This window comes from Phaeobacter sp. JH20_02, assembly GCF_048056915.1.
Taxonomy (GTDB): Bacteria; Pseudomonadota; Alphaproteobacteria; order Rhodobacterales; family Rhodobacteraceae; genus Phaeobacter; species Phaeobacter bryozoorum.
The window spans coordinates 207,551-234,191 of sequence record NZ_JAYMVP010000028.1 but is presented as its reverse complement, the minus strand read 5'-3'; the positions used below and the strand labels follow the sequence as shown (position 1 = coordinate 234,191).

General features: G+C 62.6%; 23 protein-coding genes. 10 read left to right on the top strand and 13 right to left on the bottom strand.

The features are described from left to right. Nucleotides 1-10 precede the first annotated feature (10 nt). The 6 genes from VWY34_RS15075 (at nucleotide 11) to cysE (ending at nucleotide 7,461) form a co-directional block, all read left to right on the top strand. Nucleotides 11-643, top strand: a complete 633-nt coding sequence (locus VWY34_RS15075; protein ID WP_260079401.1) for a DUF2460 domain-containing protein — start codon at nucleotides 11-13, stop codon at nucleotides 641-643. Beyond that, nucleotides 643-1,593 (top strand): DUF2163 domain-containing protein, encoded by a 951-nt coding sequence (locus VWY34_RS15070; protein WP_416545998.1) that lies wholly within the window; start codon nucleotides 643-645, stop codon nucleotides 1,591-1,593. Before VWY34_RS15075 ends, VWY34_RS15070 begins: the two co-directional genes overlap by 1 nt. After that, nucleotides 1,590-2,060: an NlpC/P60 family protein gene (locus tag VWY34_RS15065; protein ID WP_416540066.1), complete on the top strand. Its 471-nt coding sequence runs from the start codon at nucleotides 1,590-1,592 to the stop codon at nucleotides 2,058-2,060. The genes VWY34_RS15070 and VWY34_RS15065 overlap by 4 nt, the downstream gene beginning before the upstream one ends. Then, a complete protein-coding gene (locus tag VWY34_RS15060) occupies nucleotides 2,060-6,037 on the top strand; it encodes a baseplate multidomain protein megatron (RefSeq protein WP_416545996.1) in 3,978 nt (1,325 codons plus the stop codon). The genes VWY34_RS15065 and VWY34_RS15060 overlap by 1 nt, the downstream gene beginning before the upstream one ends. Before the next feature lie 12 nt (nucleotides 6,038-6,049). Further along, nucleotides 6,050-6,346, top strand: a complete 297-nt coding sequence (locus VWY34_RS15055; protein WP_340545781.1) for a hypothetical protein — start codon at nucleotides 6,050-6,052, stop codon at nucleotides 6,344-6,346. Nucleotides 6,347-6,645: 299 nt separating this feature from the next. Further along, nucleotides 6,646-7,461 carry a serine O-acetyltransferase gene (gene cysE, locus VWY34_RS15050; protein WP_340545780.1) on the top strand — a complete coding sequence of 272 codons (816 nt, stop codon included), beginning with the start codon at nucleotides 6,646-6,648 and terminating at the stop codon, nucleotides 7,459-7,461. 491 nt (nucleotides 7,462-7,952) lie between these two features. On the opposite strand, the gene VWY34_RS15045 is transcribed toward cysE, so the two are convergent. Both VWY34_RS15045 and VWY34_RS15040 read right to left on the bottom strand, forming a co-directional pair. Then, nucleotides 7,953-9,011, bottom strand: a complete 1,059-nt coding sequence (locus tag VWY34_RS15045; protein WP_416545994.1) for a hypothetical protein — start codon at nucleotides 9,009-9,011, stop codon at nucleotides 7,953-7,955. Between the two features lie 209 nt (nucleotides 9,012-9,220). Further along, nucleotides 9,221-9,853 (bottom strand): DUF3885 domain-containing protein, encoded by a 633-nt coding sequence (locus VWY34_RS15040; protein ID WP_416545992.1) that lies wholly within the window; start codon nucleotides 9,851-9,853, stop codon nucleotides 9,221-9,223. Nucleotides 9,854-10,322: 469 nt separating this feature from the next. Between VWY34_RS15040 and VWY34_RS15035 the strand changes: the two genes are divergently transcribed. Further along, a complete protein-coding gene (locus VWY34_RS15035) occupies nucleotides 10,323-10,880 on the top strand; it encodes a hypothetical protein (RefSeq protein WP_416545990.1) in 558 nt (185 codons plus the stop codon). 333 nt (nucleotides 10,881-11,213) lie between these two features. Here the strand turns inward: VWY34_RS15035 and VWY34_RS15030 are convergent, their stop codons facing one another. From VWY34_RS15030 to VWY34_RS15010, 5 genes are all read right to left on the bottom strand, one after another. Continuing rightward, entirely contained in the window at nucleotides 11,214-12,551 is a 1,338-nt protein-coding gene (locus VWY34_RS15030; protein ID WP_416545988.1) for a pyruvate dehydrogenase complex dihydrolipoamide acetyltransferase, read from the bottom strand. A 12-nt stretch (nucleotides 12,552-12,563) separates the two neighbouring features. Beyond that, a complete protein-coding gene (locus VWY34_RS15025; RefSeq protein WP_340545753.1) occupies nucleotides 12,564-13,949 on the bottom strand; it encodes a pyruvate dehydrogenase complex E1 component subunit beta in 1,386 nt (461 codons plus the stop codon). A gap of 16 nt (nucleotides 13,950-13,965) precedes the next feature. Next, on the bottom strand, nucleotides 13,966-14,979 hold the full coding sequence (pdhA, locus tag VWY34_RS15020) for a pyruvate dehydrogenase (acetyl-transferring) E1 component subunit alpha (RefSeq protein ID WP_340545752.1): 1,014 nt from the start codon (nucleotides 14,977-14,979) through the stop codon (nucleotides 13,966-13,968). A gap of 303 nt (nucleotides 14,980-15,282) precedes the next feature. Further along, nucleotides 15,283-15,582 (bottom strand): FtsB family cell division protein, encoded by a 300-nt coding sequence (locus VWY34_RS15015; protein WP_340545751.1) that lies wholly within the window; start codon nucleotides 15,580-15,582, stop codon nucleotides 15,283-15,285. A 256-nt stretch (nucleotides 15,583-15,838) separates the two neighbouring features. Next, nucleotides 15,839-17,029 carry a phosphoglycerate kinase gene (locus VWY34_RS15010; protein ID WP_416545986.1) on the bottom strand — a complete coding sequence of 397 codons (1,191 nt, stop codon included), beginning with the start codon at nucleotides 17,027-17,029 and terminating at the stop codon, nucleotides 15,839-15,841. A 193-nt stretch (nucleotides 17,030-17,222) separates the two neighbouring features. Between VWY34_RS15010 and VWY34_RS15005 the strand changes: the two genes are divergently transcribed. The 3 genes from VWY34_RS15005 to VWY34_RS14995 all read left to right on the top strand — a co-directional run bounded on the left by VWY34_RS15005 (nucleotide 17,223) and on the right by VWY34_RS14995 (nucleotide 19,485). Beyond that, a complete protein-coding gene (locus VWY34_RS15005; protein WP_340545749.1) occupies nucleotides 17,223-17,729 on the top strand; it encodes a peptidylprolyl isomerase in 507 nt (168 codons plus the stop codon). After that, nucleotides 17,722-18,273 (top strand): peptidylprolyl isomerase, encoded by a 552-nt coding sequence (locus VWY34_RS15000; RefSeq protein WP_340545748.1) that lies wholly within the window; start codon nucleotides 17,722-17,724, stop codon nucleotides 18,271-18,273. Before VWY34_RS15005 ends, VWY34_RS15000 begins: the two co-directional genes overlap by 8 nt. 201 nt (nucleotides 18,274-18,474) lie before the next feature. Next, complete coding sequence (locus VWY34_RS14995; protein ID WP_416545984.1) at nucleotides 18,475-19,485, top strand: DUF3179 domain-containing protein; 1,011 nt, start codon at nucleotides 18,475-18,477, stop codon at nucleotides 19,483-19,485. 88 nt (nucleotides 19,486-19,573) lie between these two features. On the opposite strand, the gene VWY34_RS14990 is transcribed toward VWY34_RS14995, so the two are convergent. From VWY34_RS14990 to VWY34_RS14965, 6 genes are all read right to left on the bottom strand, one after another. Beyond that, entirely contained in the window at nucleotides 19,574-21,070 is a 1,497-nt protein-coding gene (locus tag VWY34_RS14990) for a calcium-binding protein (protein ID WP_416545982.1), read from the bottom strand. Nucleotides 21,071-21,295: 225 nt separating this feature from the next. After that, a complete protein-coding gene (locus VWY34_RS14985) occupies nucleotides 21,296-22,540 on the bottom strand; it encodes a calcium-binding protein (protein WP_416545980.1) in 1,245 nt (414 codons plus the stop codon). 247 nt (nucleotides 22,541-22,787) lie between these two features. Beyond that, a complete protein-coding gene (locus VWY34_RS14980; RefSeq protein WP_340545745.1) occupies nucleotides 22,788-23,330 on the bottom strand; it encodes a bactofilin family protein in 543 nt (180 codons plus the stop codon). Beyond that, a complete protein-coding gene (locus VWY34_RS14975) occupies nucleotides 23,320-24,651 on the bottom strand; it encodes a DUF5930 domain-containing protein (RefSeq protein WP_340545744.1) in 1,332 nt (443 codons plus the stop codon). The genes VWY34_RS14980 and VWY34_RS14975 overlap by 11 nt, the downstream gene beginning before the upstream one ends. A 460-nt stretch (nucleotides 24,652-25,111) precedes the next feature. Further along, nucleotides 25,112-25,990 carry a ferritin-like domain-containing protein gene (locus VWY34_RS14970; protein ID WP_416545978.1) on the bottom strand — a complete coding sequence of 293 codons (879 nt, stop codon included), beginning with the start codon at nucleotides 25,988-25,990 and terminating at the stop codon, nucleotides 25,112-25,114. A gap of 156 nt (nucleotides 25,991-26,146) precedes the next feature. Then, nucleotides 26,147-26,608: a peroxiredoxin gene (locus tag VWY34_RS14965; protein WP_340545742.1), complete on the bottom strand. Its 462-nt coding sequence runs from the start codon at nucleotides 26,606-26,608 to the stop codon at nucleotides 26,147-26,149. Nucleotides 26,609-26,641: the final 33 nt, after the last annotated feature.

The following is a 26,641-nucleotide window of genomic DNA, read 5'->3' as shown; positions in this document are numbered from 1 at the left end:
AGGACAGCAGATGAATTTTCACGAGGTCAGATTTCCCGCATCGCTGAGCTTCGGCTCAATCGGCGGACCGGAGCGGCGCACCGATGTGGTGACGCTTGCCAACGGGCATGAGGAACGCAACACCCCCTGGGCGCATTCGCGTCGCCGCTATGATGCGGGGCTGGGCCTCAGGGGGCTTGAGGATATCGAGGCGCTGATTGCCTTTTTCGAGGCGCGGCAGGGCCAGATGTACGGTTTCCGCTGGAAGGATTGGTCCGACTACAAATCCGCCCGCGCCACGCAGGAGGTGGCGTTTGGGGATCAGGTGATCGGTATCGGCGACGGGGTGCAGCAGGTGTTCCAGCTGAGCAAAACCTATCGTTCCGGCAGCTTTGCCTATCAGCGTCCGATAACGAAACCGGTGGCGGGCAGCGTGCGCATCGGGATTGAGCAGGACGCTTTGCAGGAGACGGTAGACTACACGCTCGACAGCACCCTTGGCACCATCACGCTGGCGCATCCGCCAGAGGCGGGACTGTCGGTGAAGGCGGGGTTTGAGTTCGATGTGCCGGTGCGCTTTGACACCGATCGCATTCAGACCAGCGTGGCGTCCTTTCAGGCGGGCGACGTGCCCAATGTCCCAGTGGTGGAGGTGCGGGTCTGATGGCGGGGGTAAGCGAGGCGTTTCAATCTCACGTGGCCAGCGGTCTGACCACGCTGTGCCGCTGCTGGCTGGTGACCCGCAGCGATGGCGTGCGGTTCGGCTTTACCGATCATGACCGCGACCTGCGGTTCGAAAGTGCCGCCGAGGGCGAGGCCGGTCTGCTGTTTCGCGCAGGCACCGGGCTGACCGCGCGCAGCCTGCAACAGGCCACCGGGCTGGCGGTCGATAATACAGAGGCGCTGGGTGCGCTGAGCGATGCCGCCATCCGCGAGGACGAGATCGATGCCGGGCGTTTTGACGGCGCCGAGGTGCGCTGCTGGCTGGTGAACTGGGCCGATGTCTCGGTGCGCTGGTTGCAGTTTCGCGGCAGCTTTGGCCAGATCCGCCGTGCCGGTGGTGCCTTTGAGGCGGAGCTGCGCGGCCTGACGGAGGCGCTTAACCAGCCGATGGGGCGGATCTACCAGAAACCCTGCACGGCGGTTCTGGGCGATGGCGCCTGCCGCTTTGACATGACGACGCCGGGTTACACGCTGGAGCTGGCCGCCGAAGAGATCCGCGAGGGGCAGTATTTCGGATTTGCCGACCTGCCGGGGTTTGAGCCGAACTGGTTCACCTCTGGCCGTCTCACGGTGATGAGCGGTGCGGCTGAGGGGCTGTGGGGCTGGATCAAGCAGGACCGCCAGCAGGTCGGGCGGCTGGGACAGGACGCCACCGCGCCGGATCCGAACGCAGAGCACCGCCAGCTGACCCTCTGGGAGCCGCTGCGGGCGCAGATCCGACCCGGCGATCTGCTGCATCTGGCAGCGGGCTGCGACAAGCGGCTGAAGACCTGCCGGCTGAAGTTCAACAATGGCGTCAATTTTCAGGGCTTTCCCGATATCCCCGGCGAAGACTGGGTGATGAGCGTGCCGCGCCAGAGCGGCAATAACACCGGCGGCAGCCGCAGATGAGCGGCGCGAGAGGGATATCGCGCGCCGAGCTGGTTGCGGCGGCGCGGGGCTGGCTGGGCACGCCCTATGTGCATCAGGCCGCCCGGCGCGGTGCTGGCTGCGATTGCCTCGGCCTGATCCGGGGGGTCTGGCGTGAGGTCTACGGCCAGGAGCCGGAGGCGGTGCCGGGTTATACGATGGACTGGTCCGAACCCCAGGGCGAGGAGGCGTTGTGGCAGGCGGCGCTGCGCCATCTCAGCCCCCGACCGCTGCATGAGGCGCGCGCCGGTGACGTGATCCTGTTTCGGATGCGCCGGGGGGCGGTGGCCAAACATATCGCGCTGCAAACTGAAACCGGCGCCATGCCGCGGTTCATCCATGCCTATTGCGGCCACGGTGTGGTCGAGAGCGCATTGAGCCAGCCGTGGCAACGGCGGATCGTGGCGCGGTTTTCCTTTCCTGATGTTGATGCTGATGAGGTGACGTGATGGCGACCATTCTTCTTTCTGCGGCGGGGGCGGCCCTTGGCGGCTCGGTTGGGGGGGCTGTGGCGGGTCTCTCCTCGGTAGCTATTGGCCGCGCACTTGGCGCCACCGTCGGACGCGCCATCGACAGCCGCCTGCTGGGCGCGGGCAGTGAGCCGGTGGAGACCGGCCGGGTGGAACGCTTTCGCCTGACCCATGCCAGCGATGGCCAGCCGATTGCGCAGGTCTATGGCCGGATGCGGGTGGGCGGGCAGGTGATCTGGGCGTCTCAGTTCCGCGAGACCTCCACCACCAGTGGCGGCGGCAAGGGCGGCGGTCGGCGCCAGCCCAAGGTCACCAGCTACAGCTATGATGTCTCGCTGGCGGTGGCGGTCTGCGCCGGAGAGGTGGCCTCTATCGGGCGGGTCTGGGCCGATGGCGAGGAGGTCGCGCCCAAGGATCTGAACATGACCGTCTATCGCGGCACCATGGACCAGCTGCCCGATCCGGTGATCGAGGCGGTGGAGGGCACAGGCGAGGTGCCCGCCTATCGTGGCACCGCCTATGTGGTGATGGAGAACCTGGCGCTGGAGCGTTTTGGCAACCGGGTGCCGCAATTCTCGTTCGAGGTGCTGCGTGCCGAGCAACCGGCCTCCAGCACCTATGATCTGGATCTGCCGCAGCTGGTGCAGGGGGTTGCCCTGATGCCGGGGACCGGGGAATACGCGCTGGCCAGCACGCCGGTGCATTACGACCACGGGCCGGGACAGGCCAAACCCGCCAATTCGCACAGCCCCTCGGGGGAGACCGATCTGGTCACCTCGCTGACGACCCTTGGCGAGGAGCTGCCCGCCTGTGGCGCGGCCTCGCTGATTGTGTCGTGGTTTGGCAATGATCTGCGCTGCGGCGTGTGTAGCGTCAAACCGAAGGTGGAGCGCCAGCATATCGAGGGGGCGAATATGCCCTGGTCGGTGGCCGGGCTGACCCGGACCGAGGCCGAGCTGATCGCGCGGCAGGATGACAGACCCATCTACGGCGGCACCCCCACCGATGCCTCGGTGATCGAGGCCATTCGCGCAATGCAGGCGCAGGGCAAGCGGGTGATGTTCTATCCGTTTATCCTGATGGATCAGATGGCGGGCAATGATCTGCCAGATCCCTGGAGCGGTGAGCCGGGTCAGGCGCATCTGCCCTGGCGCGGGCGGATCACCCTGTCACTTGCACCGGGCCAGCCCGGCAGCCCCGATGGCACGGCTATGGCGCGGGCTGAGGTGCAGCAGTTCTTTGGTACGGCAACGGCGGCGGATTTCACTGTGGCTGACGGGAGCGTCACCTATAGCGGCCCGTCTGAGGACTGGGGGCTGCGGCGGTTTATCCTGCATAATGCCGCGCTTTGTGCCGCGGCGGGCGGGGTTGAGGCGTTCTGCATCAGCTCGGAGATGCGCGGGCTGACCCAGATCCGCGATGAGGCAGGCTTTCCTGCGGTGGCAGAGCTGCGGGCGCTGACGCAGGAGGTGCGCCAGATCCTCGGGCCGGATACCAAGATCGGCTATGCCGCCGACTGGTCGGAATACTGGGGCTACCAGAGCCCGGAGGGGAACCGCTATTTCCACCTCGATCCGCTCTGGGCGGATGAGCAGATCGATTTCATCGGCATCGACAATTACATGCCGCTGTCCGACTGGCGCGAGGGGGAGGATCATCTGGACGCCCGGGCCGGGGCGCCGGGCATCCATGATCTGGCGTATCTGCGCGCCAATATCGAGGGCGGCGAGGGCTATGACTGGTATTACCACTCGCCCGAGGCCGAGGCGGCCCAGATCCGTACGCCGATCACCGATGGCGCCTATGATGAGCCGTGGATCTGGCGCTACAAGGATCTGCGCAGCTGGTGGTCCAAACCGCATCATGACCGGATCAACGGGCAACGTGCCGCGCTGCCCACCGCATGGGAGCCGCAGAGCAAACCGATCTGGTTCACCGAACTGGGCTGTGCCGCCATCGACAAGGGCTCCAACCAGCCGAACAAGTTTCTGGATCCCAAAAGCTCGGAATCCAAACTGCCGAAATTCTCCAACGGGCAGCGCGATGACATGATGCAGCTGGCCTATCTGCGCGCGTTGCTGGGCTATTGGCAGGAGGAGGGGAAAAACCCCGCCTCCGAGGTCTATGGTGGCCCGATGCTGGATATGTCGAACGCCTATGTCTGGGCCTGGGACGCGCGCCCTTTTCCGGTGTTTCCCAATGCGGTGGAGGTCTGGAGCGACGGGGAGAACTATCTGCGTGGTCATTGGCTGAACGGGCGGGTGGGGCAGCGCACGCTGGCCTCGGTGCTGGAGGAGATCTGTGCCGCCTCGGGTGTTGCGGCGATTGATGTCAGTGACCTGCCTGCGCTGGTGCGCGGCTATGCGATCAGCGATGTCGGTGAGGCCCGCGCCGCGTTGCAACCGCTGTTGCTGCGCCACGGGGTGGATGCCATCGAACGCGATGGTCTGCTGCGGTTTCGCCTGCGCAATGGGCGACAGGACGCAGCGCTGGATCTGGCGCAACTGGTTGAGGGGCAGGAGCTGGACGGGGTGCTGGAACAGACCCGCGCGCCGGAGGCCGAGCTGGCCGGACGGATGCGTCTGCGCTTTGTCGAATGGGGCGGGCGCCATGATCTGCGCGGCGAGGAGGCGGTGCTGCCCGATGAGGCGACCCATGCGGTCAGCGACAATGAGCTGCCGATGGCGCTGACCCGCGCCGAGGGGCGGCAGGTGGTCGAGCGCTGGCTGAGCGAGGCCCGCATGGCCCGCGATACCCTGCGGCTGGAGCTGCCGCCCTCCGCCATGGCGCTGGGCGCGGGCGATGTGATCCGCCTGCCGCTTGCCGGGGCAGAGGCAGGCCCGGAGGTCGGCTCAGAGGCGGGTGCGGAGGTCGGCAGCGGTGCGCAGGCCCGTTACCGGATCGACCGGGTCGAACAGGGCGCGGCGCAGCTGATCGAGGCGGTGCGGATCGAGCCGGAGAACTACCACCCGGCACCAGTGCCGGAGGAATTGCCCGGTGTCACCGCCTTTGCGGCACCGGTTCCGGTGCTGCCGCTGTTCATGGACCTGCCGCTGATTGGCGGCGATGAGGTGCCCCATGCGCCGCATCTGGCAGTGACGGCGCAGCCCTGGCCGGGGAGCGTTGCCCTATACGGCGCACAGAGTGATGCGGATTATGCACTGGAGGAAGTGCTGGCCGCGGCTTCAACCATTGCCATCACCAATACGGTGCTGCCTGCGGGCGCGCCGGGGCGCTGGGAGCGGGGCGACGATCTGGAAGTTGATATGATCTCTGGCCAATTGCAGAGCCGGGACCGGCTGGCGGTGCTGAATGGCGCCAATCTGGTGGCCATCGGCGATGGCAGCCCCGGCAATTGGGAGCTGATGCAATTTGGCGAGGCCGAGCTGATCGCGCCGGGGCGCTATCTGCTGCGCGACCGGCTGCGTGGGCAGCAGGGCAGCGATGCGCGGATGCCGGTGGCCTGGCCGAAGGGCTCTTATGTGGTGGCGCTGGATGGCACGCCGCAGCAGATCACACTGGCTGCCAATCAGCGCGGCCTCAGCCGTCATTACCGTATCGGCACCGCCCGGCGCCCCTTTGATGATCCGAGCTATGTGCATCTGGAGGCGGCCTTTGCCGGTGAAGGGCTGCGCCCCTATGCGCCGGTGCATCTGCGCCAGAAAGGCGTGTTGGGCAGCGGCGCGGTCGGGCTGGACTGGATCCGCCGCAGCCGCATCGACGGCGACCGCTGGGATCTGGCGGAGATCCCGCTGGGCGAGGATCTGGAGCGCTACCGCCTGCGGATCCTGCGCGGCGGCGAGATTCTGCGCGAAGAATTGCTGGACGCTCCCGGCTGGAGCTATCCGCTGGCGGCCCAGACAGCGGATGCGGTGGTGCCGGGAGATCGTATCGAGGTGGCGCAGGTCTCGGCCCGCTACGGGGCGGGTGCGGTGACCGCCCTGCGGCTGGTCTGAGGCGGGGCGGGGATGCGACGGCCTATCCTGCCCGGTGATATCACCAGCACCGCCCGCGCGCTGCTGGCGGTGGCCCCGGCGCAGCGGCGCGCGCTGTGCCAGCGGATCTTTGCCGGGGCGGCGCAGGCGGTGCGCCATCTGCGCCGCCACCGGCGGCTCTGTCCGCGCTGGGGCGATGGCTCCCTGAGTGCTGCGGCGCGGAAATTCCCGCTGGCGGATGAGCCGTTTTATGACGCGCCGGACTATCTGGCCTGTACCCGGCTGGTGCTGGCTGAGCTGGCGCGTCATATCAGGCATAATCCGGGCTAGCGGCTGCCGGATGCCTTGTGATGCGGCTGTTGCGGCGCCTCAACGGCGCTGGCAGCGTCTGTGCCGGGCGGCCATTTGACAGCCTGTGGCACCGTCAATATCGGGCCTGCACAGCCCCTGTGCATCGGGGCACGGGAGCTGGTGCGACGGGTGATCACCAATAAAAACAACGGGCTGTCGGTGCATGACTGCGCAGCCGGGGCAAAAGATCAGCAGATCCGATGGCTCTCATCACGGATTTGCGGTTGGCCTTTTTGCGCTGGGGGAGGTACTCTGGTTGCAACACAGGAGGCAGAGCCATGCTTGAGACGCGCCAGGCCGTCAGTTCCGTTGATCCCGTCTGGGATCAGATCACCACCGAGGCGCAGGACGCCGTGCGCCGCCAGCCGCTGATGGGCGGGCTGATCCATGCCTGCATCCTGCATCATACCTCGCTTGAGAAGGCGCTGTCCTATCGCATCGCGGCGAAGCTCTGCTCCAATGAGATGTCGATGGTGATCCTGCGCGAGATCGTCGACCGGGCCTATGACGAAAACCCGGATCTGATTGCCGCCGGGCGCGCCGATCTGATGGCGGTCTATGAACGCGATCCCGCCTGCCACCGGCTGTTGCAGCCGATCCTCTATTTCAAGGGGTATCAGGCGGTTCAGGCCTATCGGGTGGCGCATTGGCTGTGGCAGCAGGGCGATTACGATCTGTCCTATTTCTTCCAGATGCGGATTTCGGAGATCTTTGGCGTTGATATCCATCCGGCGGCCAGAATTGGCCGGGGCATCATGATCGACCACGCGCATTCCATCGTCATCGGCGAGACGGCGGTGGTGGGCGACAATGTCTCCATGCTGCATTCGGTGACCCTGGGCGGCACCGGCAAGGAAGAGGAAGACCGGCACCCGAAGATCGGCAATGGCGTGCTGATCGGCGCTGGCGCCAAGGTGCTGGGCAATATCAAGGTGGGCCATTGCAGCCGTATCGCGGCAGGATCGGTGGTGCTGGCCGAGGTGCCGCCCTGCAAGACCGTTGCGGGCGTGCCGGCCAAGATTGTCGGTGAGGCCGGCTGCGACCAGCCGTCGGTCAGCATGAACCAGGTGCTGGGCGGCGACAAGCCGCAGTAGGCCACGCCGCTTTGCAGGTCTGGGCATGGCGGGCGGTGCGCGTGCCGCCATCGGTGCATTTGTGAGTATTTTTGGAAAAATGACGATGGAGAGGGGCAGCGCTGGCGGCCCCTTTTTTGGTGGGGTGTGGGAGGTGCGGATGGTTGCCGGTCGGGTAAGTCGCTGTCCCAGCCCAATCGCGACATTCATGCAAGGCGCAGCGAAGGGGTCTCTGCGAGCGCGAAAGGCTTCCGGAAAGCAGACCTTCAAGTCTGGTCAGTAGGGCCAGGCTATGCTGCGCTCTAAGCTGATGTCCGCGAAGCGCAGTTAGTGACCTTTGCAAACTCAGCCGTTTGACGCAACTGGCCGAGGGTTTCTGCTGCGGCGCAGCCCGTCGTTCCGGTCGTTCGCTGCAGCTGCGAGCTCTTGGAACCGGTGAACTCACTCAGTGCGGACAAAACGGTCGCTGCTTTTCCAAAGTCGAACGTCAGCTTTGCTGGTGAACCTCAGCCTCATACTTCCGCCTGCTTTCGACGGAAAAACTCAATCCTAGTTCTCACGCCGATGTTTGGGTCGTTGTGCAGAATGGCTGCGACGCAATCCAGTTCTTGCTGCAAATCTGGATCATGCCGCAGAGCTATAAGTCCCTCGGCTGCACGTCTGCGAACCATCGCCGAACGATCTGAGGCACCGGCGCGTAGGAGATCCATGAGGTCTACCGCTACTGATAGTTCGCGTTCTCGAAAAACGTGCTCGGTTCGATACTCATCCATCGAACGGTCAGTCCAAATGCGAACCGTTTCGCCTGTAGGCCAGCGAGCCCTTTGTGAAAGAAGCATGTCGAGGGCCATTGTTCTAATATGCGGGAGCGGTGCTGTCGCAAATACATCGCTTATATGCTGATCTATCCGCTCGTTTCGGCAGAGTTCGCGGAATACTTCACCCAGACGTGGTTGTCGTGTCGTCCTGACATTCTCTAAAAGTTTTGCCGAAACATCTGGTCTGGATAGGGTTCTATGAACTGCTTCGGGTCCTTTACGGGACCAGCGCCCCCAGCTATTGAGATGTGGCAGTATTGCGGTTAGCGCGGGAATAATGACGTCCGCCGAAGTGCGCGGCATGACCCTTTCAACCGCATCATAGGCTGCTTGATTCACCTGAGGCACCCAATCGTTCAAGCGCCAAAACAGCCCATAGACATTGGCAGGCGTGGGCAGTGGGCCTTCCAGATTTCGGAGAGCTTCCTGTCTGATGCGGCCATCGCCATGAAACATGAATACAAAAGGAAGGTTGGGGGTATTTTGCACGGCCCAGAGCTCTTCGCGTGCGGCTTTACCAATATCGCCCCTGTCAGAAGACCATCGATAATGTAAATTCAGTTCTGCTCTGACTTGTCCTTCAATCTTGTTCAGATCACGAGGGTTATCGACTGAGCGCAAGATTCTTTCGCCCTGCTCCTGCATGCGAAAGTACTTTTCCAACGGATCATTGCTTTGCACGAAGCGTTTTTGACCAAAAAATAAATCGAATAATCTCTTTAGCATGAACCTCACCAATATTTTTTTAGCCACTGAACAGCTTGGTTCGTTTGTCGTCAGTTCACAAGAAAAAGGACATTCATGCATCACGCAGCATCAGGAACTTTGGGCTCGGAGCCGCCTTACGGCGGTGCGGCGACAGGATTGCAGCGAAACTTCACCAGGACGATTCTACCAGACCACGCCAGGCAGCCCAAAGTTCCGAATGCTGCGATCTATTCATAAGGACCGCTTTAGCGGCTTCAGCCTTCGAATACAGCTTTCATCCTTGAAGCGTCATGCTCAAGAAGCCATGATTTATGATCGTCATACAGGTGAGCCAAATTTTCCTTGTCCATCGATACAACGTCCATTCCTCGGTCATCATAGGGATGGAGCGCGATGCTCTTTTCAAAATCAACGATATATGTGTCAGCATGCACCGTTGGTTTTATGCCGAGTTCTGAGCCCAGAGTAAGCCAAAGAACTTTCCGAAGTTGCTCTTTATCAACAAGTTTAGCTACATCCCAATGGCGAAACAGATCTGAACCAGGCGCATCGACGTGATCGCTATCCTTCTGCGGGGTGGCACCAAGATATTCAAATGATGACTTGGTAAGGCCACATAACTTGTAGGGTTTTAGTCTTCTTTTTGCTGGACGTTCAGTTCCATATGTAGACGACAGCAGCCACAGCGACGATGATTTGTTGAACAAGCTTGAGGAAACTGCATCAGCTCGTGAAAATGCTTGTGCGAAGCGCTTCAGAGGTCGGGAAGTAGGACTTCCCTCGCCGCCAAGTTCAAATCGGAGCCCTATGTCGAACTTGTAGAACATCCCATGTGGAAATTCTGCAAGGGTGAAATCACTCTCAAATCGTTGAATAAATTCTTCCATGGGGATCGGTTAAGGTGATCGACAACCATAATCAATAGTTCGCGCACCCATTCCAAAGCAGACTTTGGATTTTTAGGTGCCAAAGGCTGCTTCGTCCGGCATCCCGTCCGTTCGATGATAGTAGGTAGCTGCACCTGCGGCGAAGGTCCGCTCCATTCCATTGCTCGTGCAGCATAGGACCGCCGCCCGGCTGGCAGATCCCAAGACTTTGCAAAGGTCGCTATCTGCGCGTCGCTGACGTCTACACTGATCGCAGTATCGCCTGGATCAATTGTACAGGCTTGAAGGTCCGCTTTCAGGAGACCTTTCGCGCTCGCAGCGGCCCCTGCGCTGCGCCCTGCCTGAATGTCGTGATTGGGCTGCCTGGCGTCGTCTATCCGCTTGGATCTGGTGCGGATTCGCTTCAACCCTGCCGCCGCAGCGCCGCAAGTCGGCTTCGGAGCCCTCTTTTACAGATGCTGCGCTGTGAATGAATGGCGGCTTTCCCGATTGGCATCCGGTTTTCGAGATGCAATGTTTGGGCTGTCCGAACCAGTGTAGTATTGAAGGAGAGGCCGTGCACTTACGCATTTCATTTTTGTTATCTGGGCTGCTTGTGCTTTGCGTTACTACGGCAGGGTCAGCAACATCCGCACCAACTCAGCATCCAGTTCAAAATGTATTTTTCGGGTTCGACTTTGTGCTTCAGCCTTTGGCCATCAAGTGGGCCTGTGGAGGCAAAAGAGAGCAAGACTTATCCCAAATTGAAATGCTTGTTGTTGCTTTTCCTGAAGATTCGGAACGAGCGGAACTAGGTCCTATGGTGGCGGAGCTGGCCGAGTTAGCATCTGGACTGGAAAGCCTGCCGCAAATTCTTGGTGCTGAGTTGAAAGGGCAGCAAATCGGTCTGTTGTGCGCAGCAGCGCTCCCACTGAATATCGATTGGGTTACCCCTGAACAATTCATTATGGGTGATGAAAGCGGAATACCCGACGAAATGAAAGCGGCTTGGGCAAACTTCTGGCGGGTAGTTGAAAGTCTTCAATGACCTTTGGCATACAACCTAACGGACGTTCGAGTTGCCATCTTCAAAGTCTCCTTTCGTTCGCATCCCGTTCGTTAGATGATGCTCGGCGGCTGCACGTGCAGCGAAGGTCTGTTCCTGCCATCGCTCATGCAGCATGGGATCGCCGCCTGATTGCCAGACCCCGAGATTTTGCAAAGGTCACTAACTGCGCTTTGCTGTCTCTGGCAGCCGTCCAGCTGCGCCCGCGCGCGGGAGGCTTAAGCTGGCCTTTGGAACAAGGCACCCGCTCCACAAAAAAGGACCGGAGCGCTGCGCCGGTCCTTTCCTTTTGCTCGTCCTTTGACCTGTGGCGGTTTAGGCCAGCATCATCATCGGATTTTCAAGGTTGTCCTTGATCGCGTTCAGCAGTTCGGCGCCAAGGGCGCCGTCGATGACGCGGTGGTCGACGGACATGGTCACCGACATGACGGTGGCCACGGCCAGTTCGCCATCCGCACCGACAACCGGTTTCTTCACCCCTGCGCCGACGGCAAGGATGCCTGCGTGCGGCGGGTTCACGATGGCGTCGAAATTGTCGATGCCGAACATGCCGAGGTTGGAGATCGCAAAGCTGCCGCCCTGATATTCATGCGGCGCAAGCTTGCGGTCGCGGGCGCGTTTGGCGAGGTCTTTCATCTCCGTCGACAGCGTCGAGAGTGATTTGGTCTCGCTGTTTTGCAGAACGGGTGTGAACAGGCCGCCCTCGATCGCGACGGCGACCGCCACATCGGAGGCCTCCATCTTCAGTACGCGGTCACCGGCCCAGACGGCATTGGCATCCGGCACGGCCTGCAGCGCCAGGGCGCAGGCCTTGATGATGAAGTCGTTGACCGAGAGTTTGACGCCACGGCCCTCGAGCTGTTTGTTCAGCTCGCCGCGGAATTTCAGCAGGGCATCCAGCTGGATGTCGCGGCGCAGGTAGAAATGCGGCACCGTCTGCTTGGCCTCGGTGAGGCGGGCGGCGATGGTCTTGCGCATGCCGTCCAGTTTGACCTCCTCATAGCTGCGGCCTTCGTACATGCGGGCGACCTGATCGGCGGAGGGGCCTGTGGGGGCGGCGGCTGCGGCAGGGGCTGCGGCGGCTGCCGGAGTGGCTGCTGCCGGGGCGGCGGCGGCCTGTGGTTTGGCGTTTTCCACATCGGCCTTCACGATGCGGCCACGGGGGCCGGAGCCGGAGATGGCGGCCAGATCCAGCCCTTTGTCAGCCGCGATACGGCGCGCCAGGGGCGATGCAAAGATGCGGTTGCCATCGGCGCCCTGCGGGGCTGCGGGCGCGGGTGTTGCCGCAGCGGCGGCCTCTGCCGACGCCGGGGAAGAGGCCGGGGCGGCTTCCTCGGACGCCGCCGGGGCGGCCTCGTCTGCCGCGGCGGTGGGGGCAGCCGGGGTGGCGCCGATGTCGTCGGCGCTTTCGCCCTCTTCCAGCAGCACGGCGATGGGGCTGTTGACCTTCACGCCTTCGCTGCCTTCGGGGATCAGGATCTTGCCGATCACCCCTTCGTCGACGGCTTCGAATTCCATCGTCGCCTTGTCGGTTTCAATCTCTGCCAGCAGGTCGCCGGAGGCGACGGTGTCGCCTTCCTTCACGAGCCATTTGGCAAGGGTGCCTTCCTCCATGGTGGGAGAGAGGGCGGGCATCAGGATTTCTGTGGGCATCGCTGTCTCTCCTTACCGGTAGGTCACTTGTTTCACCGCTTCGATCACCTCATCGGTGGTGACCAGCGCGTGTTTTTCGAGATTGGCGGCATAGGGCATGGGCACGTCCTTGCCGGTGCAGGTGATCACCGGGGCATCGAGGTAATCAAAGGCCTCCTGCATCACCACAGAGGAGATATAGCTGCCAACAGAGCCCTGCGGCCAGCCTTCCTCGACGGTGACCAGACGGTTGGTCTTCATCACCGATTTGATGATGGAGCCGGTGTCCATCGGGCGCAGGGTGCGCAGGTCGATGACCTCGGCGCTGATGCCATCCTCGGCCAGTTTCTCCGCCGCTTCCAGCGCATAGGTCATGCCGATGCCAAAGGAGACGATGGTGACGTCAGTGCCTTCCCGCCAGATCCGGGCCTTGCCAAAGGGAACGGTGTAATCATCCAGCTTCGGCACTTCAAAGGATTTGCCGTAGAGGATCTCGTTCTCGAGGAAGATCACCGGGTTGTTGTCGCGGATCGCGGTTTTCATCAGACCCTTGGCGTCGGAGGCGGAGTAGGGCATCGCCACCTTCAGGCCGGGGATCTGCATGTACCAGGCGGCGTAATCCTGGCTGTGCTGCGCGCCCACGCGGGCAGCGGCACCGTTGGGACCACGGAACACCATCGGTGCACCCATCTGACCGCCGGACATATAGAGCGTCTTGGCGGCAGAGTTGATGATGTGGTCAATCGCCTGCATGGCGAAGTTGAAGGTCATGAACTCCACAATCGGGCGCAGACCGCCAAAGGCCGCACCGGTGGCGATGCCGGCAAAACCATGTTCGGTGATCGGGGTGTCGATCACGCGCTTGGAGCCGAATTCGTCCAACAGACCCTGAGAGATCTTATAGGCGCCCTGATATTCGGCGACTTCCTCGCCCATCAGGAAGACATCGCCGTCGCGGCGCATTTCCTCGGCCATGGCGTCGCGCAGGGCTTCGCGGACCGTGGTCTGCACCACTTCGGTGCCCTCGGGCCAGTCCGGGGTGGTGTCCACCTCGGGTGCGGCGGGGGCTGCGGCAGCAGCGGCGGCGGTTGCGGGCGCCGCGGGTGCCTCTGCCGCCGGCGCTTCGCTTGTGGAGGGCGCGGATGCTGCGGGGGCCGCATCGGGGTCGTAGCTTTCGCCCTCTTCCAGCAGAACGGCGATCGGGCTGTTGACCTTTACGTTCTCGGTGCCTTCACCGATCAGGATCTTGCCGATGACGCCTTCGTCAACGGCTTCGAATTCCATCGTCGCCTTGTCGGTTTCGATCTCGGCCAGAATATCGCCGGAATTTACTGTATCGCCCTCTTTGACCAGCCATTTGGCCAGGGTGCCTTCCTCCATGGTCGGCGACAGGGCGGGCATCAGGATTTCAGTTGCCATATCGTATTACGTCCCCTCAGGCGGTTTCTTGCGGCAGCTCATCCGCATAAATATCGGTCCAGAGTTCATCGAGCGCCGGTTCCGGGCTCTCCTTGGCGAAGTCTGCGGATTTGTTGACGATGTCCTTGATCTCTTTGTCGATCACCTTGAGGTCGTCCTCGCTTGCATGTTTGCCGGTGAGCAGCATGTCGCGGACCTGTTCGATGGGATCGCGTTCCTCGCGCATTTTCTGCACCTCTTCGCGGGTGCGGTACTTGGCGGGGTCGGACATGGAGTGGCCACGGTAGCGGTAGGTCTTGACCTCAAGGATATAGGGGCCTTTGCCTGCGCGGCAGTGGGCGACGGCGCGTTCGCCGGCCTCTTTCACGGCCAGCACATCCATGCCGTCCACTTCCTCGCCCTTGATGCCGTAGGCTTCGCCGCGTTTCCACAGGGCGGGGGATTTGGTCGAGCGCTGCACCGAGGTGCCCATGGCGTATTGGTTGTTCTCGATCACGAAGACGACCGGCAGATCCCAGAGCTGGGCCATGTTGTAGGTCTCGTAGACCTGACCCTGGTTGGCGGCGCCATCACCGAAATAGGCGAATGTCACGCGGTCGTTGCCTTTGTATTTGTCGGAGAAGGCGAGGCCTGCGCCCAGTGGCACCTGCGCGCCGACGATGCCGTGGCCGCCGTAGAAATGTTTCTCTTTCGAGAACATGTGCATCGAGCCGCCTTTGCCCTTTGAGTAGCCGCCTTCGCGGCCGGTCAGCTCGGCCATGACGCCGTTGGGGTCCATGCCACAGGCCAGCATATGGCCGTGGTCGCGGTAGGAGGTGACGCGTTTGTCGCCCTCTTCGGCGGCGGCCTCAAGGCCGACAACAACCGCTTCCTGTCCGATGTAGAGATGGCAGAAGCCGCCAATCAGACCCATGCCATAGAGCTGGCCGGCCTTTTCCTCGAATCGCCGGATCAGCAGCATCTCGCGGTAGTACTCGAGTAGCTCTTCGGCAGAAACGTTTGGTTTCTTGACACTTTTTCTCGCAGCCATAGTGGCGGGCTCCCCCTTAAGGCTAGATAGTTTAATGCTAAACTAGTTCATAATGGATTTTGTTACGTCATGCGAGTGTTATTATGACGTGCCGTCACCAAGGGGTAAAGGCGATGGTGTTTCACCAGTGTTTCAGCGGTGTTCCGGGGCGTTGACCTGAGGGCTGATCGGGGGCTGGCCTGCAGCATGGGGTATCGGCTGGCATTGCGCGGCGCAGCCTTGCGCCCGCCGGACAGCAAAACGCCCGCGAGCGAGGCTGCGGGCGATCACATGTTTCAGAGCGGTTTGCGCCGGGGTGGCTGTTTAGCGGATGACGATTTCATCCGAGCGCAGCAGGCCCAGAACGGAGCGGGCCTGTTCATCCAGCAGGTCCAGATCGAGGTAATCATCGGACAGCCGGTGGGTGAGGTTCTCCATCTGCGCGGTCTCACGCTTCAGCTGGTCGAGATCCTGACGCAGCGCTTCCACTTCGGCCTGGATCTCGACCCGCCTGAACAACCCGAAATCCCCCTGCACGGCAGCGAAGGTGAAATATGCGCTCAGCGCGAATGCAATCGTGGAAAAGACGAATGCACCCAGAGAGGGTCGATTGGTTCGGGTCACGGTGATGGCCTGTATGATCTGCTGCTCAAGTCTCGCGCCGGTTTACCCGGCGTCTGCAACAATACTGCCACAGGCATCATGGTTTGTGAAAGGTGAAAATTGTTAATTATGAACATTCTGACGCAAAAACGCACCCCAACCGGATGGCAGGGGTGCGAGGTGTTAACAAGTGGTTAACGGATCTTGCGGGTCACCGCGATCTTAACCTTTTGGCGGCGATACCGGCCTCTGGCCTGCGACAGGTCGCAGATTCGGGTCAGCCCTCCAGTGCGGCGACGCCGGGCAGGGTCTTGCCCTCCATCCATTCCAGGAAGGCACCGCCCGCGGTGGAGATATAGGTGAAATCAGCCGCAGCCCCGGCCTGATTGAGGGCCGCAACGGTATCACCGCCGCCTGCCACGCTGACCAGCGCGCCGGATTTGGTGAGGCTGGCGGCCTGTTGTGCGGCGGCATTGGTGGCGGCATCGAAGGGCGCGATTTCGAAGGCGCCCATGGGGCCATTCCAGATCAGCGTTTTGGAGGCGGAGAGTGTATCGGCGACGGCAGCGACAGTCTGCGGGCCTGCGTCGAGGATCATCGCATCGGCGGGGCAGGCGTCGGCGGCGACGGTTTCATTGTCGGCCCCGGCCTTGAATTCGCGTGCGACGACGACGTCGACGGGCAGGATGATCTTGCAGCCTGCGGCCTCGGCTTTGGTCAGGATCTCGCGGGCGGTGTCGGCCATATCGTGCTCGCAAAGCGACTTGCCGACATCAATGCCCTGTGCGGCGAGAAAGGTATTGGCCATGCCGCCACCGATCACCAGATTGTCGACCTTGCCGACGAGGTTGCCCAGCAGTTCCAGCTTGGTGGAGACCTTGGCACCGCCAACCACGGCGGTGACCGGGCGCTGGGGTTGGCCGAGGGCTGCGTCAAGCGCTGTCAGCTCAGCCTCCATCAGGCGGCCAGCACAGGCGGGCAGCAGACGGGCCAGCGCCTCGGTCGAGGCATGGGCGCGGTGGGCGGCGGAGAACGCATCGTTGCAATAAATATCGCCCAGCTGGGCCATCTCAGCCGCAAGAGCGGCGTCATTCTTCTCCTCGCCCGCGTGGAAGCGGGTGTTTTCCAGCAGCAGCACGGCACCTGCGGGCAGGCCCGCCAGCGCGGCCTCGGCAGCGGGGCCGCGACAATCGGCGGCAAAGGTCACCGGCGCGTCGAACGCGGCCTCAAGTGCGGGCACCAGCGGGCGCAGCGACATCTCTTCGACAACCTTGCCCTTGGGGCGGCCGAAATGGGCCAGCAGAATCGGGGTGCCGCCCTTGGCGAGGATATCCTTGACCGTTGGGGCGACGCGCTGAATGCGGGTGTCATCGGTGACGCGGCCATCCTCGACCGGGACATTGATATCGACGCGCACCAGAACGCGCTTGCCTGCCAGGTCCATCTTGTCGAGTGCGGTCCAGCCCATGATCATATCCTTCTGTTGGTCGCGTGTGTTGGTCGTGCTGTGCGAGGCCAGTCGCGCGGAGGCGGGCTGGCGCTGTTGGCGCGATGTTTCGGGGCTTTTTGCCGCCCAGTCAATGCTCCGTGACCAAAGCTCCCTTGGCAATCGGCGGCGCGGGGCTTAACTATCGGGCGAATGCAAAGCACAGGAGGGCCACATGGCCGAGATCAAGGATCCCGAAAACACCATCATCATGGAGCTGAAAGACGGCAAGGTGGTGATCGAGCTGCTGCCCGATGTGGCCCCCCAGCACAGCGCACGCATGAAAGAGCTGGCCCGTGGCGGTGAATATGACAATGTGGCGTTTCACCGGGTGATCGACGGCTTTATGGCGCAGACCGGCGACGTGCAGCACGGCGATATGGAAGACGGGTTCAACCTGCGCATGGCAGGCACCGGCGGCTCTGACCTGCCGAATGTGCCGGCGGAATTCTCCAAGCTGCCGCATGACCGTGGCACGCTGGGCGCGGCGCGCTCCGCCAACCCGGATTCGGCCAATTCGCAGTTCTTCATCAACTTCAAGGACAACCATTTCCTGAACGGTCAGTACACGGTCTATGGCCGCGTGATCGAAGGTATGGAACATGTCGATGCGATCACCCGTGGCGAGCCGCCTGCGAACCCCGACCGCATGATCAGCGTCAAGGTGGCAGCCGATGTATAAGCTGGCAGCGGTATTTGCGCTGATGGCGGGGCCTGCGCTGGCCAGCGGTCTGGAGATCGCGGTCGAAGGCGAGGGCGCCAATGGCACCATCAAGATTGACCTGTTCGAGGACGTGGCCCCCAAACATGTCGAGCAGATCACCGCGCTGGCAGCCGAGGGCAAATATGATGGCGTGGTGTTTCACCGTGTGATCGAAGGCTTTATGGCGCAGACCGGTGATGTGGAATTCGGCAAGCTGGGTGGCGATATGCGCCGCGCAGGCATGGGCGGTTCCGAGCGCTCGGACCTGCCGGCCGAATTCTCCGATCTGGAGTTCGATCGCGGTGTCGTCGGCATGGCCCGCTCACAGGATCCCGACAGCGCCAATTCGCAGTTCTTCATCATGTTTGCGCCGGGGCATTTCCTCAATGGTCAGTACACCATTGTGGGCAAGGTGACCGAGGGCATGGATGTGGTTGACGCGATCAAGCGCGGCAGCAGCAGTCAGAACGGCGCCGTTGTCGGCCAGCCCGATGTGATGAAAACCGTCACAGTGACCGAGTGATCCTGCGATCCGGCCTGCCGGATTGACCTGATATATATTGCAACGGCCCGTACCCTGCGTGGTGCGGGCCGTTTGCCGTTTCAGCCTGGGATACGCGCGCCTGTCACGGGCTTGTGCGGTGCATGTGAGGGGATTTTGCGGCAGGCTGTGCGCCTCAAGATCAGTTGCGAAGCTGGTCGCAGGTCAAGGGGGAGCGCAGAGATGTCACGGCTGGCGATAGGGAAACGGGATCCGCTGCGCGCCGGGACGGTCGGCGCTGTGCTGGCGGCTTTGCTGGTGATTCTGGGCGCTGTTAAGGCGGTGGCTGATCCGGCGCAATGGGCGCGGGAGTGGCCGCAGACCGATTTCAGCCGCTCCGCCGTGGCCAGCTGGGATGAGATCAAATCCGGTGGTCCGCCAAAGGATGGCATTCCGGCGCTGAGCGATCCGGCGTTTCACCCGGCGGCGCAGGTGACGGGGCTGAGCCCCGCCGAACCGGTGGTGGTGCTGGATCTGCCGGGGCAGGCGGCGCGGGCCTATCCGCTGCGCTATCTGATCTGGCATGAAATCGTCAATGACCGGGTCGGTGGCATGCCGGTTGCGATCACCTATTGTCCCTTGTGCAATTCCGCCATGAGCTTTGACCGGCGGGTGGCTGGCCGCACCCTGAGCTTTGGCGTCACCGGCAAGCTGCGCCAGTCCGATATGGTGATGTATGACCGCGAGAGCGAGAGCTGGTGGCAGCAGGCCACGGGCACCGGCATCGTGGGCGAAATGACGGGCCGGGAGCTGCGGCAGCTGCCGAGCTGGCTGGACAGCTGGCAGGCATTTCGCGCCGCCTACCCAAAGGGTCTGGTGATGGCTGAGCCGCGCCACAACCGCAGCTATGGTCGCAATCCCTATCAGGGCTATGACCGGTCGAACTGGCCGTTTCTATATGATGGCGCACCGCCGCCCCATGGTATCGCGCCGCTGGCGCGTGTGGTGCGGGTGGGGGACCGGGCCTGGCCCCTTGCGCGCTTGGCCAAGGCCGGGGAAATCCGCGAGGCGGGGGTGGTCCTCAGCTGGCGGGCCGGGCAGGCCTCGGCGCTGGATGCCGGGCAGCTGGGCAAGGGGCGCGACGTCGGATCGGTGCGGGTGCGGGGACAGAACGGTGCGGATCTGGCCCATGACGTGATGTTTGCCTTTGCCTATCATGCTTTCTGGCCCAAGGGGCGCTGGATGCTGGAGTGAGGAGGCGGTGCTCAACCGAGTTCTGCCCGAAAAAGAGGGCTCACCGGCAAAGGCGCGCCCATAGCCATATTCTGAGAGCGGTACCTAATCAGAACAGGAAGTTATCGGTATCCATCAGCTGATCGACGGTCACGTCTTCGACCAGCAGGGAGACATTGGCGAAGGTGACGCGCACATCCGCGCCGAGCTGTGCAAATCCAAGGTGGTCGATGCGGGTTGCACCGCGGGTGATCTCGATCACATCCTCGCCAAGGCGGAAATCGGTGATGGTGTCCTGACCGGAACCACGGCCAAAGACAAAACTGTCGGCACCGCTGCCGCCAGTCAGGCGGTCATGGCCGGACTGACCGATGAGCCGGTCGGCGCCGTCGCTGCCAAACAGCGTGTCATGCCCGCGCCCGCCCAGCAGGAGATCATCGCCGGCATCGCCGCGCATCACGTCGTGGCCACCGCCGCCGCTGAGCCGGTCGCTGCCGGTACCGGCGGTCATCGTGTCATTGCCGCGCCCACCGGTCAGGCTGTCGTCGCCCGTCCCGCCGGTGATCAGATCGCGCCCGTTGCCACCGTCAAGCCGGTCATTGCCGTCGCCGCCATCAAGCGTGTCGGCGCCACTACCGGCCCTCAGCGTGTCGTGGCCTGCGTTGCCGTCAAGGCTGTCGTGGCCGCTGCCGCCGATCAGCAGGTCATTGGCATTTTCGGCCGGGCCAATCTCGTTGTCGCCACGCAGGGTGTCATTGCCAGCGCCGCCGATCAGCGTGTCATTGCCAAGACTGCCACGCAGGTTGTCGTGACCGGCCTCACCGGAGAGGTGATCGTCCCCCAGCTCGCCGTCGAGGAAATCATTGTTGCGCCCGCCCGACAGGGTGTCGGCGCCGGTGCCGCCCAGCAGGAAATCCTTACCCGCGCCGCCGGTGATGCTGTCATTGCCGCCCCGGCCATGGATCATGTCGGAGCTGTTGCTCTCCGCCGCGTTGCGGGTGGTCAGGATATCGTCGGCGCTGCCGCCTTCCTGAATATGCAGGGTCTGGGTGGCGAGGCGGACTGTCTCCACGCTGAGCAGCAGGTCCTGTCCGGCCCGCGTCGTGAGCTGCGCGCCTGCGATGTCGTCAAAGGCAAAGCTGTAGCTGGTGATCCCCTCCGCCAGTCGCAGCTCATCCTCGCCGGGGCCGCCGATGATGGTATCATTGCCGCCGCCTGCCTGAATGGTGTCGTTGCCGCCAAACCCCTGGATCCGCTCGCCACCGTTCCAGGCCGAGGTGATGGTGTCATCGCCCGCCAGCGCCAGTGCCAGCAGCGAATAAAGGTCACTGGTGGCAATCATCTGCGAGGGCAGGCTGAAGCCGCTGACCGACAGGATCAGGGTCTGGTGGTGGAACAGGGCAAAGCTGTTGAGCGGGCTGTCCGCAGTCAGATTGCCGGTCTCGTCAAAGGTGAACCTGCCCTGAAACACCAGCACAAAGTCGCGGTATTGCACGGCGATCTGGGTCTCGGATGTGCTGAGAACAGCCACTTTGGTAAAGTCGAAGTCATTGAAATCAAACGGCGGCGCCATATTTGACGCGGCCGCTACAAAAAGCTCTGCCATGGTCTGACCTGCTGCCTGAATGCCCGTTGCATCTTTTTGATGCTTTTGTCGGAAACCTAGGGGGCGGGTCTGGATCGGGGAAGTCTCCGGTTAACGAATAATTAACCTTTGTTAATTCTGTTGCGAAAACTCTGCACCGTGTGCACGGCGGACTTGTCGCCTGCAGTATTGAATAAGGCGCCCCGATTGGGGGCGCCCGTGGCCAGTGCTGATCTGCGATATCGCTCAGAAGAGGAAATTGTCCGCCGCCTCGATCTGCTCAAGCGTGCTGTTCTCGACCAGAATGGTGACATCGGCAAAGGCGATCTGAACATCGGCGCCCAGCTGGGTGAAGGTGAGATCCTCGACCCCATCCGCGCCACGCCCGATCTGAATAAGATCCTCGCCAAGGGTGAAATCGGTGATGACATCGCTGCCATAGCCACGATGGAAGACAAAGATATCGGCGTGAGCGCCGCCGGTCAGCGTATCGTCACCCTCCTGACCGATCAGCTGGTCGCTGCCGCCATCACCATAGAGGCGGTCGTCTCCCTGGCCGCCCAGGAGTGTATCCTGGCCGGAGTTGCCGCGCAGGAGGTCGTGACCTGACTGACCGCGCAGCTGGTCATTACCGCCGCCGCCGATGAGTTTGTCACCGTGGGACCCGCCGACGATAATATCGTCGCCAAGATCGCCAGCCAGCCAGTCACGCCCAGTGCCGCCAAGCAGGAGATCATCCCCATCGCCGCCTTTCAGCGTGTCATGGCCCGTGCCGCCGAGCAGGCGATCGTTGCCTTCTTCGCCCAGCAGCATGTCGCGCCCGGAGAGGCCAGAGAGCGTATCGGCGCCACGTCCACCAAGCATCATGTCGCTGGTCAGCTGGGCATCCTGATCGCCGCTCAGCGTGTTGTCGAAACTGCTGCCGGTGCGCAGCGCGAAGCTGCGGTTGGCAAATTGCAGCTGTTCGATCGACACCAGCGTGTCGCGGCCATCGGCGGACTCCAGCGTGATAGTTCCATAGAAGGACGACGCGGAAGCGCGGCCAAAATTGTCGTTGATGATCAAACGATCGGTGCCAGTGCCGCCATTTACATAGTCATTGCCGGTGCCAAGGCTGATGACATCGTCGCCGCCATAGGCCAGCCAGCGGTTGCCCTCGGTCATGTTGGAGGTGATGGTATCATCACCGGTCAGCAGCGCAGCTTCGAGAGCGCTGCCGCTGGACGAGGCGAACCGATAGAAGTTCATCGAAAATTCGCTGAAGGAATAGACCGTTGTCCTGCCGGTCGCCACGGACATGGAGTTCACGGTCCACAGGTAGGGAGAGGATGAGGTGAAGGTTCCGGTCAGGGTGACCGAGGTATCGCTGGGGGAGGTAAAGTACAGCCGGTTGCTGGTTCGGCTACTCAGGCTGAGACCTGAAAACCCAAGATCGTTGATGCCATCCAGGGTCAGCGTTCCGGTGGGATCATTTACAGTAAAAATTGCCATAACAGAAAGAGATCCTGATGAGAGATGCAGCAGACCAAATGCCTGCAACTTTAACGGTCTCGTACAGTGAGCAACCTATGCCTGCAAGATCCGCGCCTAAGAATCGCGCTGCATTCACCGGGCGACGTCGCGTCCGCATGCTGGGATAGTCGGGTCAGACGGGCAGATGACCATGGCGCAGCAAAAACGCCGCAGGCGGAACCTGCGGCGTTGATTTTTTGTCGATACGGCCAATGGAAGGCTCGGATCAGCCCTCGGCTTTATGCGCGGCGGTGGCTGCGGAGACGGCGGCGGAGGGGGCCGGTGCCGGGGCTGCGGCGCGGGGCGCTGCGGCTTTGCCGGGGTTCAGCGGGTCGTCCTGACGCTGCACGGAGCCTTCGAAATGGGCGCCGCTTTCGATTGCGATGGTCTTGTGGATGATGTCGCCTTCGACGCGGGCGGTCGAGGTCAGGCGCACCTTCAGGCCGCGCACACGACCGACGATGCGTCCATTGATCACCACGTCATCGGCGGTCACTTCGCCCTTGATGGTGGCGCTTTCGCCAATGGTCAGCAGATGGGCGCGAATATCGCCTTCGACGGTGCCTTCGACCTGGATATCGCCGGTGGTCTTGAGGTTGCCGGTGATGTGCAGATCCGAGCTGAGCACGGAGGCCGGTGGCTTGGCCTTGGGCGCGGTGGCCTTGAAATCGCTGGCGGGCGGAACCGGAGCGGAAGACGGCGCAGGTGCCGCAGGGGTTGCTTCGGCCGCTTTCTGGCCGGGCTCGTTGATTTTGCTTTTAGAAAACATTTCTCGCAGCCTTGATATAGATCATCGGGTTTACGGGGTTGCCATTGACCCGAACCTCGTAGTGGAGGTGGGTCCCGGTGGACCGTCCGGTGTTACCCATATCAGCAATGTGATCCCCGCGCGAGACCCTTTGACCGACCTTCACGCGGAGTTTCGAATTATGGGCATATTTCGTCTCAATGCCAAAGGCATGTTGAATTGTCACAAGTTTTCCGTAGCCGGATTGCCAGCCGGCATGAGTCACCACGCCATCGGCGGTGGCAAAGATATCGGTGCCGGTCTGTCCGGCGAAATCGGAGCCTTTGTGCAGGCGGCGGCCGCCGGTTTTGGGGTCGCGACGATAACCAAAGCCGGAGCTGCGGCGCACCAGGTTGAGGTTCACCGGCGAGGCGAAAGGCGCCTTCTGCGCGGCCAGCCGATAAAGGTTCAGCTGGTTCATCTGGTGCAGCAGGTCGTTGGCTCTGCGCTCTTCGCGGGTGGGTTCCTCACCGCGCGTGGACAGGGCTAAAGGGCTGAGCGGACCGCCCTGACCGCTGTAACCGCGCCGGACCTGTTCAAGGATACGGTCGGTGGGCATTCCGGCACTGCGGAACATCTTGTCGAGGGGGGCGACGGAGACTTCCATCGCCTCTTCCAGCTGGCGGAAGATCTGATCGTTGCGCTCATCCATCAGCCGCAGTTCCAGCTCCAGCGCGTCGCGCTGTTCAAGCGCGGATTGGGCATTGGCTTCGATCTGGTCACGCTCCGCGGCGGTTTCGGCCAGCGCCTCGGCCATGAATTCCATCTGCACGGGCGCGCTGACGGCCATCAGCTGGGCCGGGCTGTCGGCGGCGGTTTCCTGTTTCAGCGCGGCGAGGGCGTCGCGGGCGGCTTCGCGATCCTTCATGGTCTGGCGCAGAGTGGTCTGGATCACCTCGATGCCGGTTTCCAGCTCACGGCGGCGGGTCTCGGAGGCCAGCAGCTCGGATTGCATGGAGGAAATCTGCGTCAGAGCGGCGTTGAACCGTTCCTGGGCGGCCAGCGCCTCGGCGGCGCGGTCGTTGCGCTCGCTCGACAGCGCATTGAGCCGCGCACGATAGGTCATCTGGTCGCGCTTGGCCTGTTCGCGGAAATTGCCGGAACCGATGCTGTCCATCAGCACGATGGCGGTGGCGACGATGGACCAGGCCACCAGCAGCGCCATGCCGGCAAAGGCGATGAGCTGGGTTTCGGAGCGCAGCCGGATGAAACGGGTATCCGTGTCGGATTTAAGGAACACACGTCGCTCCGGGAAACGACGTTCAAGAAATGCGTGAATTTTGATTGCCAGACGTGTTCGCACGCTTTGGTCCTTGTCCTGCCCCAGTTGTCGCACTGCCTGTACCGGCGCTCCTCCTGCCGGTGTGACGGTCGGTTCCGGTCCCCCGCGGAGCGCCCCTGTCGCAGTGCCTGGACGCGCAGATACGCGCCATGGCGAAAGGGAATAGCCAGCCGGAGGAATTTGGGCAAGCCTGTTGGCCCGGTGTTCGGCGGGAGGGCGCGGAAACCGCGCGGCAGGACGAAGATCAGCGGGTGAATGAGCGAAAAATCGCCGATAGCCGCCCGATCCTTGGTGTGAGGCCGGTAATGGGGCTGCGGCGGTCGGCCTGCCGACATGGGGCAGGCTTACCGGATCGGAGGGGTGTTCAGGTCAGGTTGCTGGACCGTCTGCGGCGTCCTGCGCAGGCCGCTGGGAGCGCGCTATTGGCCACTTCGCGGAGCCGATGGCGTCGCGCCCCGCGCCTGTTGCGGCTGTGGGTGGCCTAGCGCAGGGCCGGGGGCTTCATCGGGATATCTTCGGTGAGCGGCCAGTAGAAATCTGGCGGGATGCCGGCCTCGGCACGCTTTTCCTCGTTGAAGGGCGGTTTCAGATGGCCATGGAAATATCGACCGACGAGATCGTGAAAGACCTCTTTCGGGTCCAGATTGTCGCGCCCGCAGAGGAAATGGAACCATTTCGATCCATAGGCCACATGGCTGACCTCTTCGGCGTAGATCACCTCCAGTGCGTCAACCGCCTGGGTGAGCTTGGCCTTGCGAAAAATCTCGATCATGCCGGGGGTCACATCCAGGCCGCGCGCCTCAAGCACCATCGGCACGACAGCGAGCCGGCCCATCAGATCCTCGGCGGTGTCCTCGGCGGCGCGCCACATGCCGGCATGGGCCGGAAGATCTCCGTAATGGCTGCCCAGTGCCTCAAGACAATCACACATCAGATTGAAATGTTTCGATTCTTCATCTGCCGCCTTGACCCAGTCGTCAAAGAAGCCAAGCGGCATCGGCACATGAGAAAAGCGGGCGATGATGTCCCAGTGCAGATCCACCGCATTCAGTTCGATATGGGCTACCGCATGTAGCAGCGCCTTGCGGCCGGCCTCTGATCCGGGGCGGCGGCGCGGCACATCGCGGGGGTTCAGCAGCTCCGGGCGCTCGGGGCGGGCCGGGTGCAGCGGCGGGTTGGCGGTGCCGATCTCGATCTTATCCGCATCACCGGCGCGCGAGGCAAACCAGTGCGCGGCGTGGCGACGCGACAGCGCGGTTTTCTCGCGCCCGTCTGCGGTGGTCAGCACCTGCTGCGCCATCTGCGCAAGGGTGAGCGGGGCGGTGGTCTCGGCTGCGGTCTGCGGGGCGTCGCTGGTCATCTGGGCGGGTCCGTTACTGGCGGTGGGCTGCTCTTGTCCCTCCCTGCCACCGGCGGCTGTGGCGCGCAACCCGATAGGCGGCCCCGCGTCAGGCCGATCTGGATCAGCGGGGCGGCCGGCACGGTGGGCGGAATGGCTGGCGGGATGGGGCCGCGTTCAGAGCGCCTGCGCCGCCTCCAGCACCTCGGCGACATGGCCGTCAACCTTCACCTTGCGCCAGATCCGGGCGATATTGCCCTCGGCGTCGATGAGGAAGGTCGAGCGTTCGATCCCCCAGTGTTTCTTGCCGTACATGTTCTTTTCTTTCCAGACGCCATAATCCTCGCAGGTGGTGCCGTCGGCGTCGGACAGAAGCGGCGTGGTCAGCCCGTGTTTGGCGACAAATTTGTCGTGTTTGGCAACCGGATCCTTGGAGATGCCATAGACCACGGTTCCGGCATCGGCAAAGGCCTGCAGGTGCTCGGAAAATCCGATGGATTCCTTGGTGCAGCCCGGGGTATCATCGCGGGGGTAGAAAAACAGGACAACGGCCTTGCCGCGCAGCTCCTCCAACGTCACGGTGCCACCGCCGTCGCGGGGCAGGTTAAAGGAGGGCGCTGGGTCTGAGGGGGCGAGCATAAGTTAAGGTCTCCAAAACGGTTTCGCAGGGTT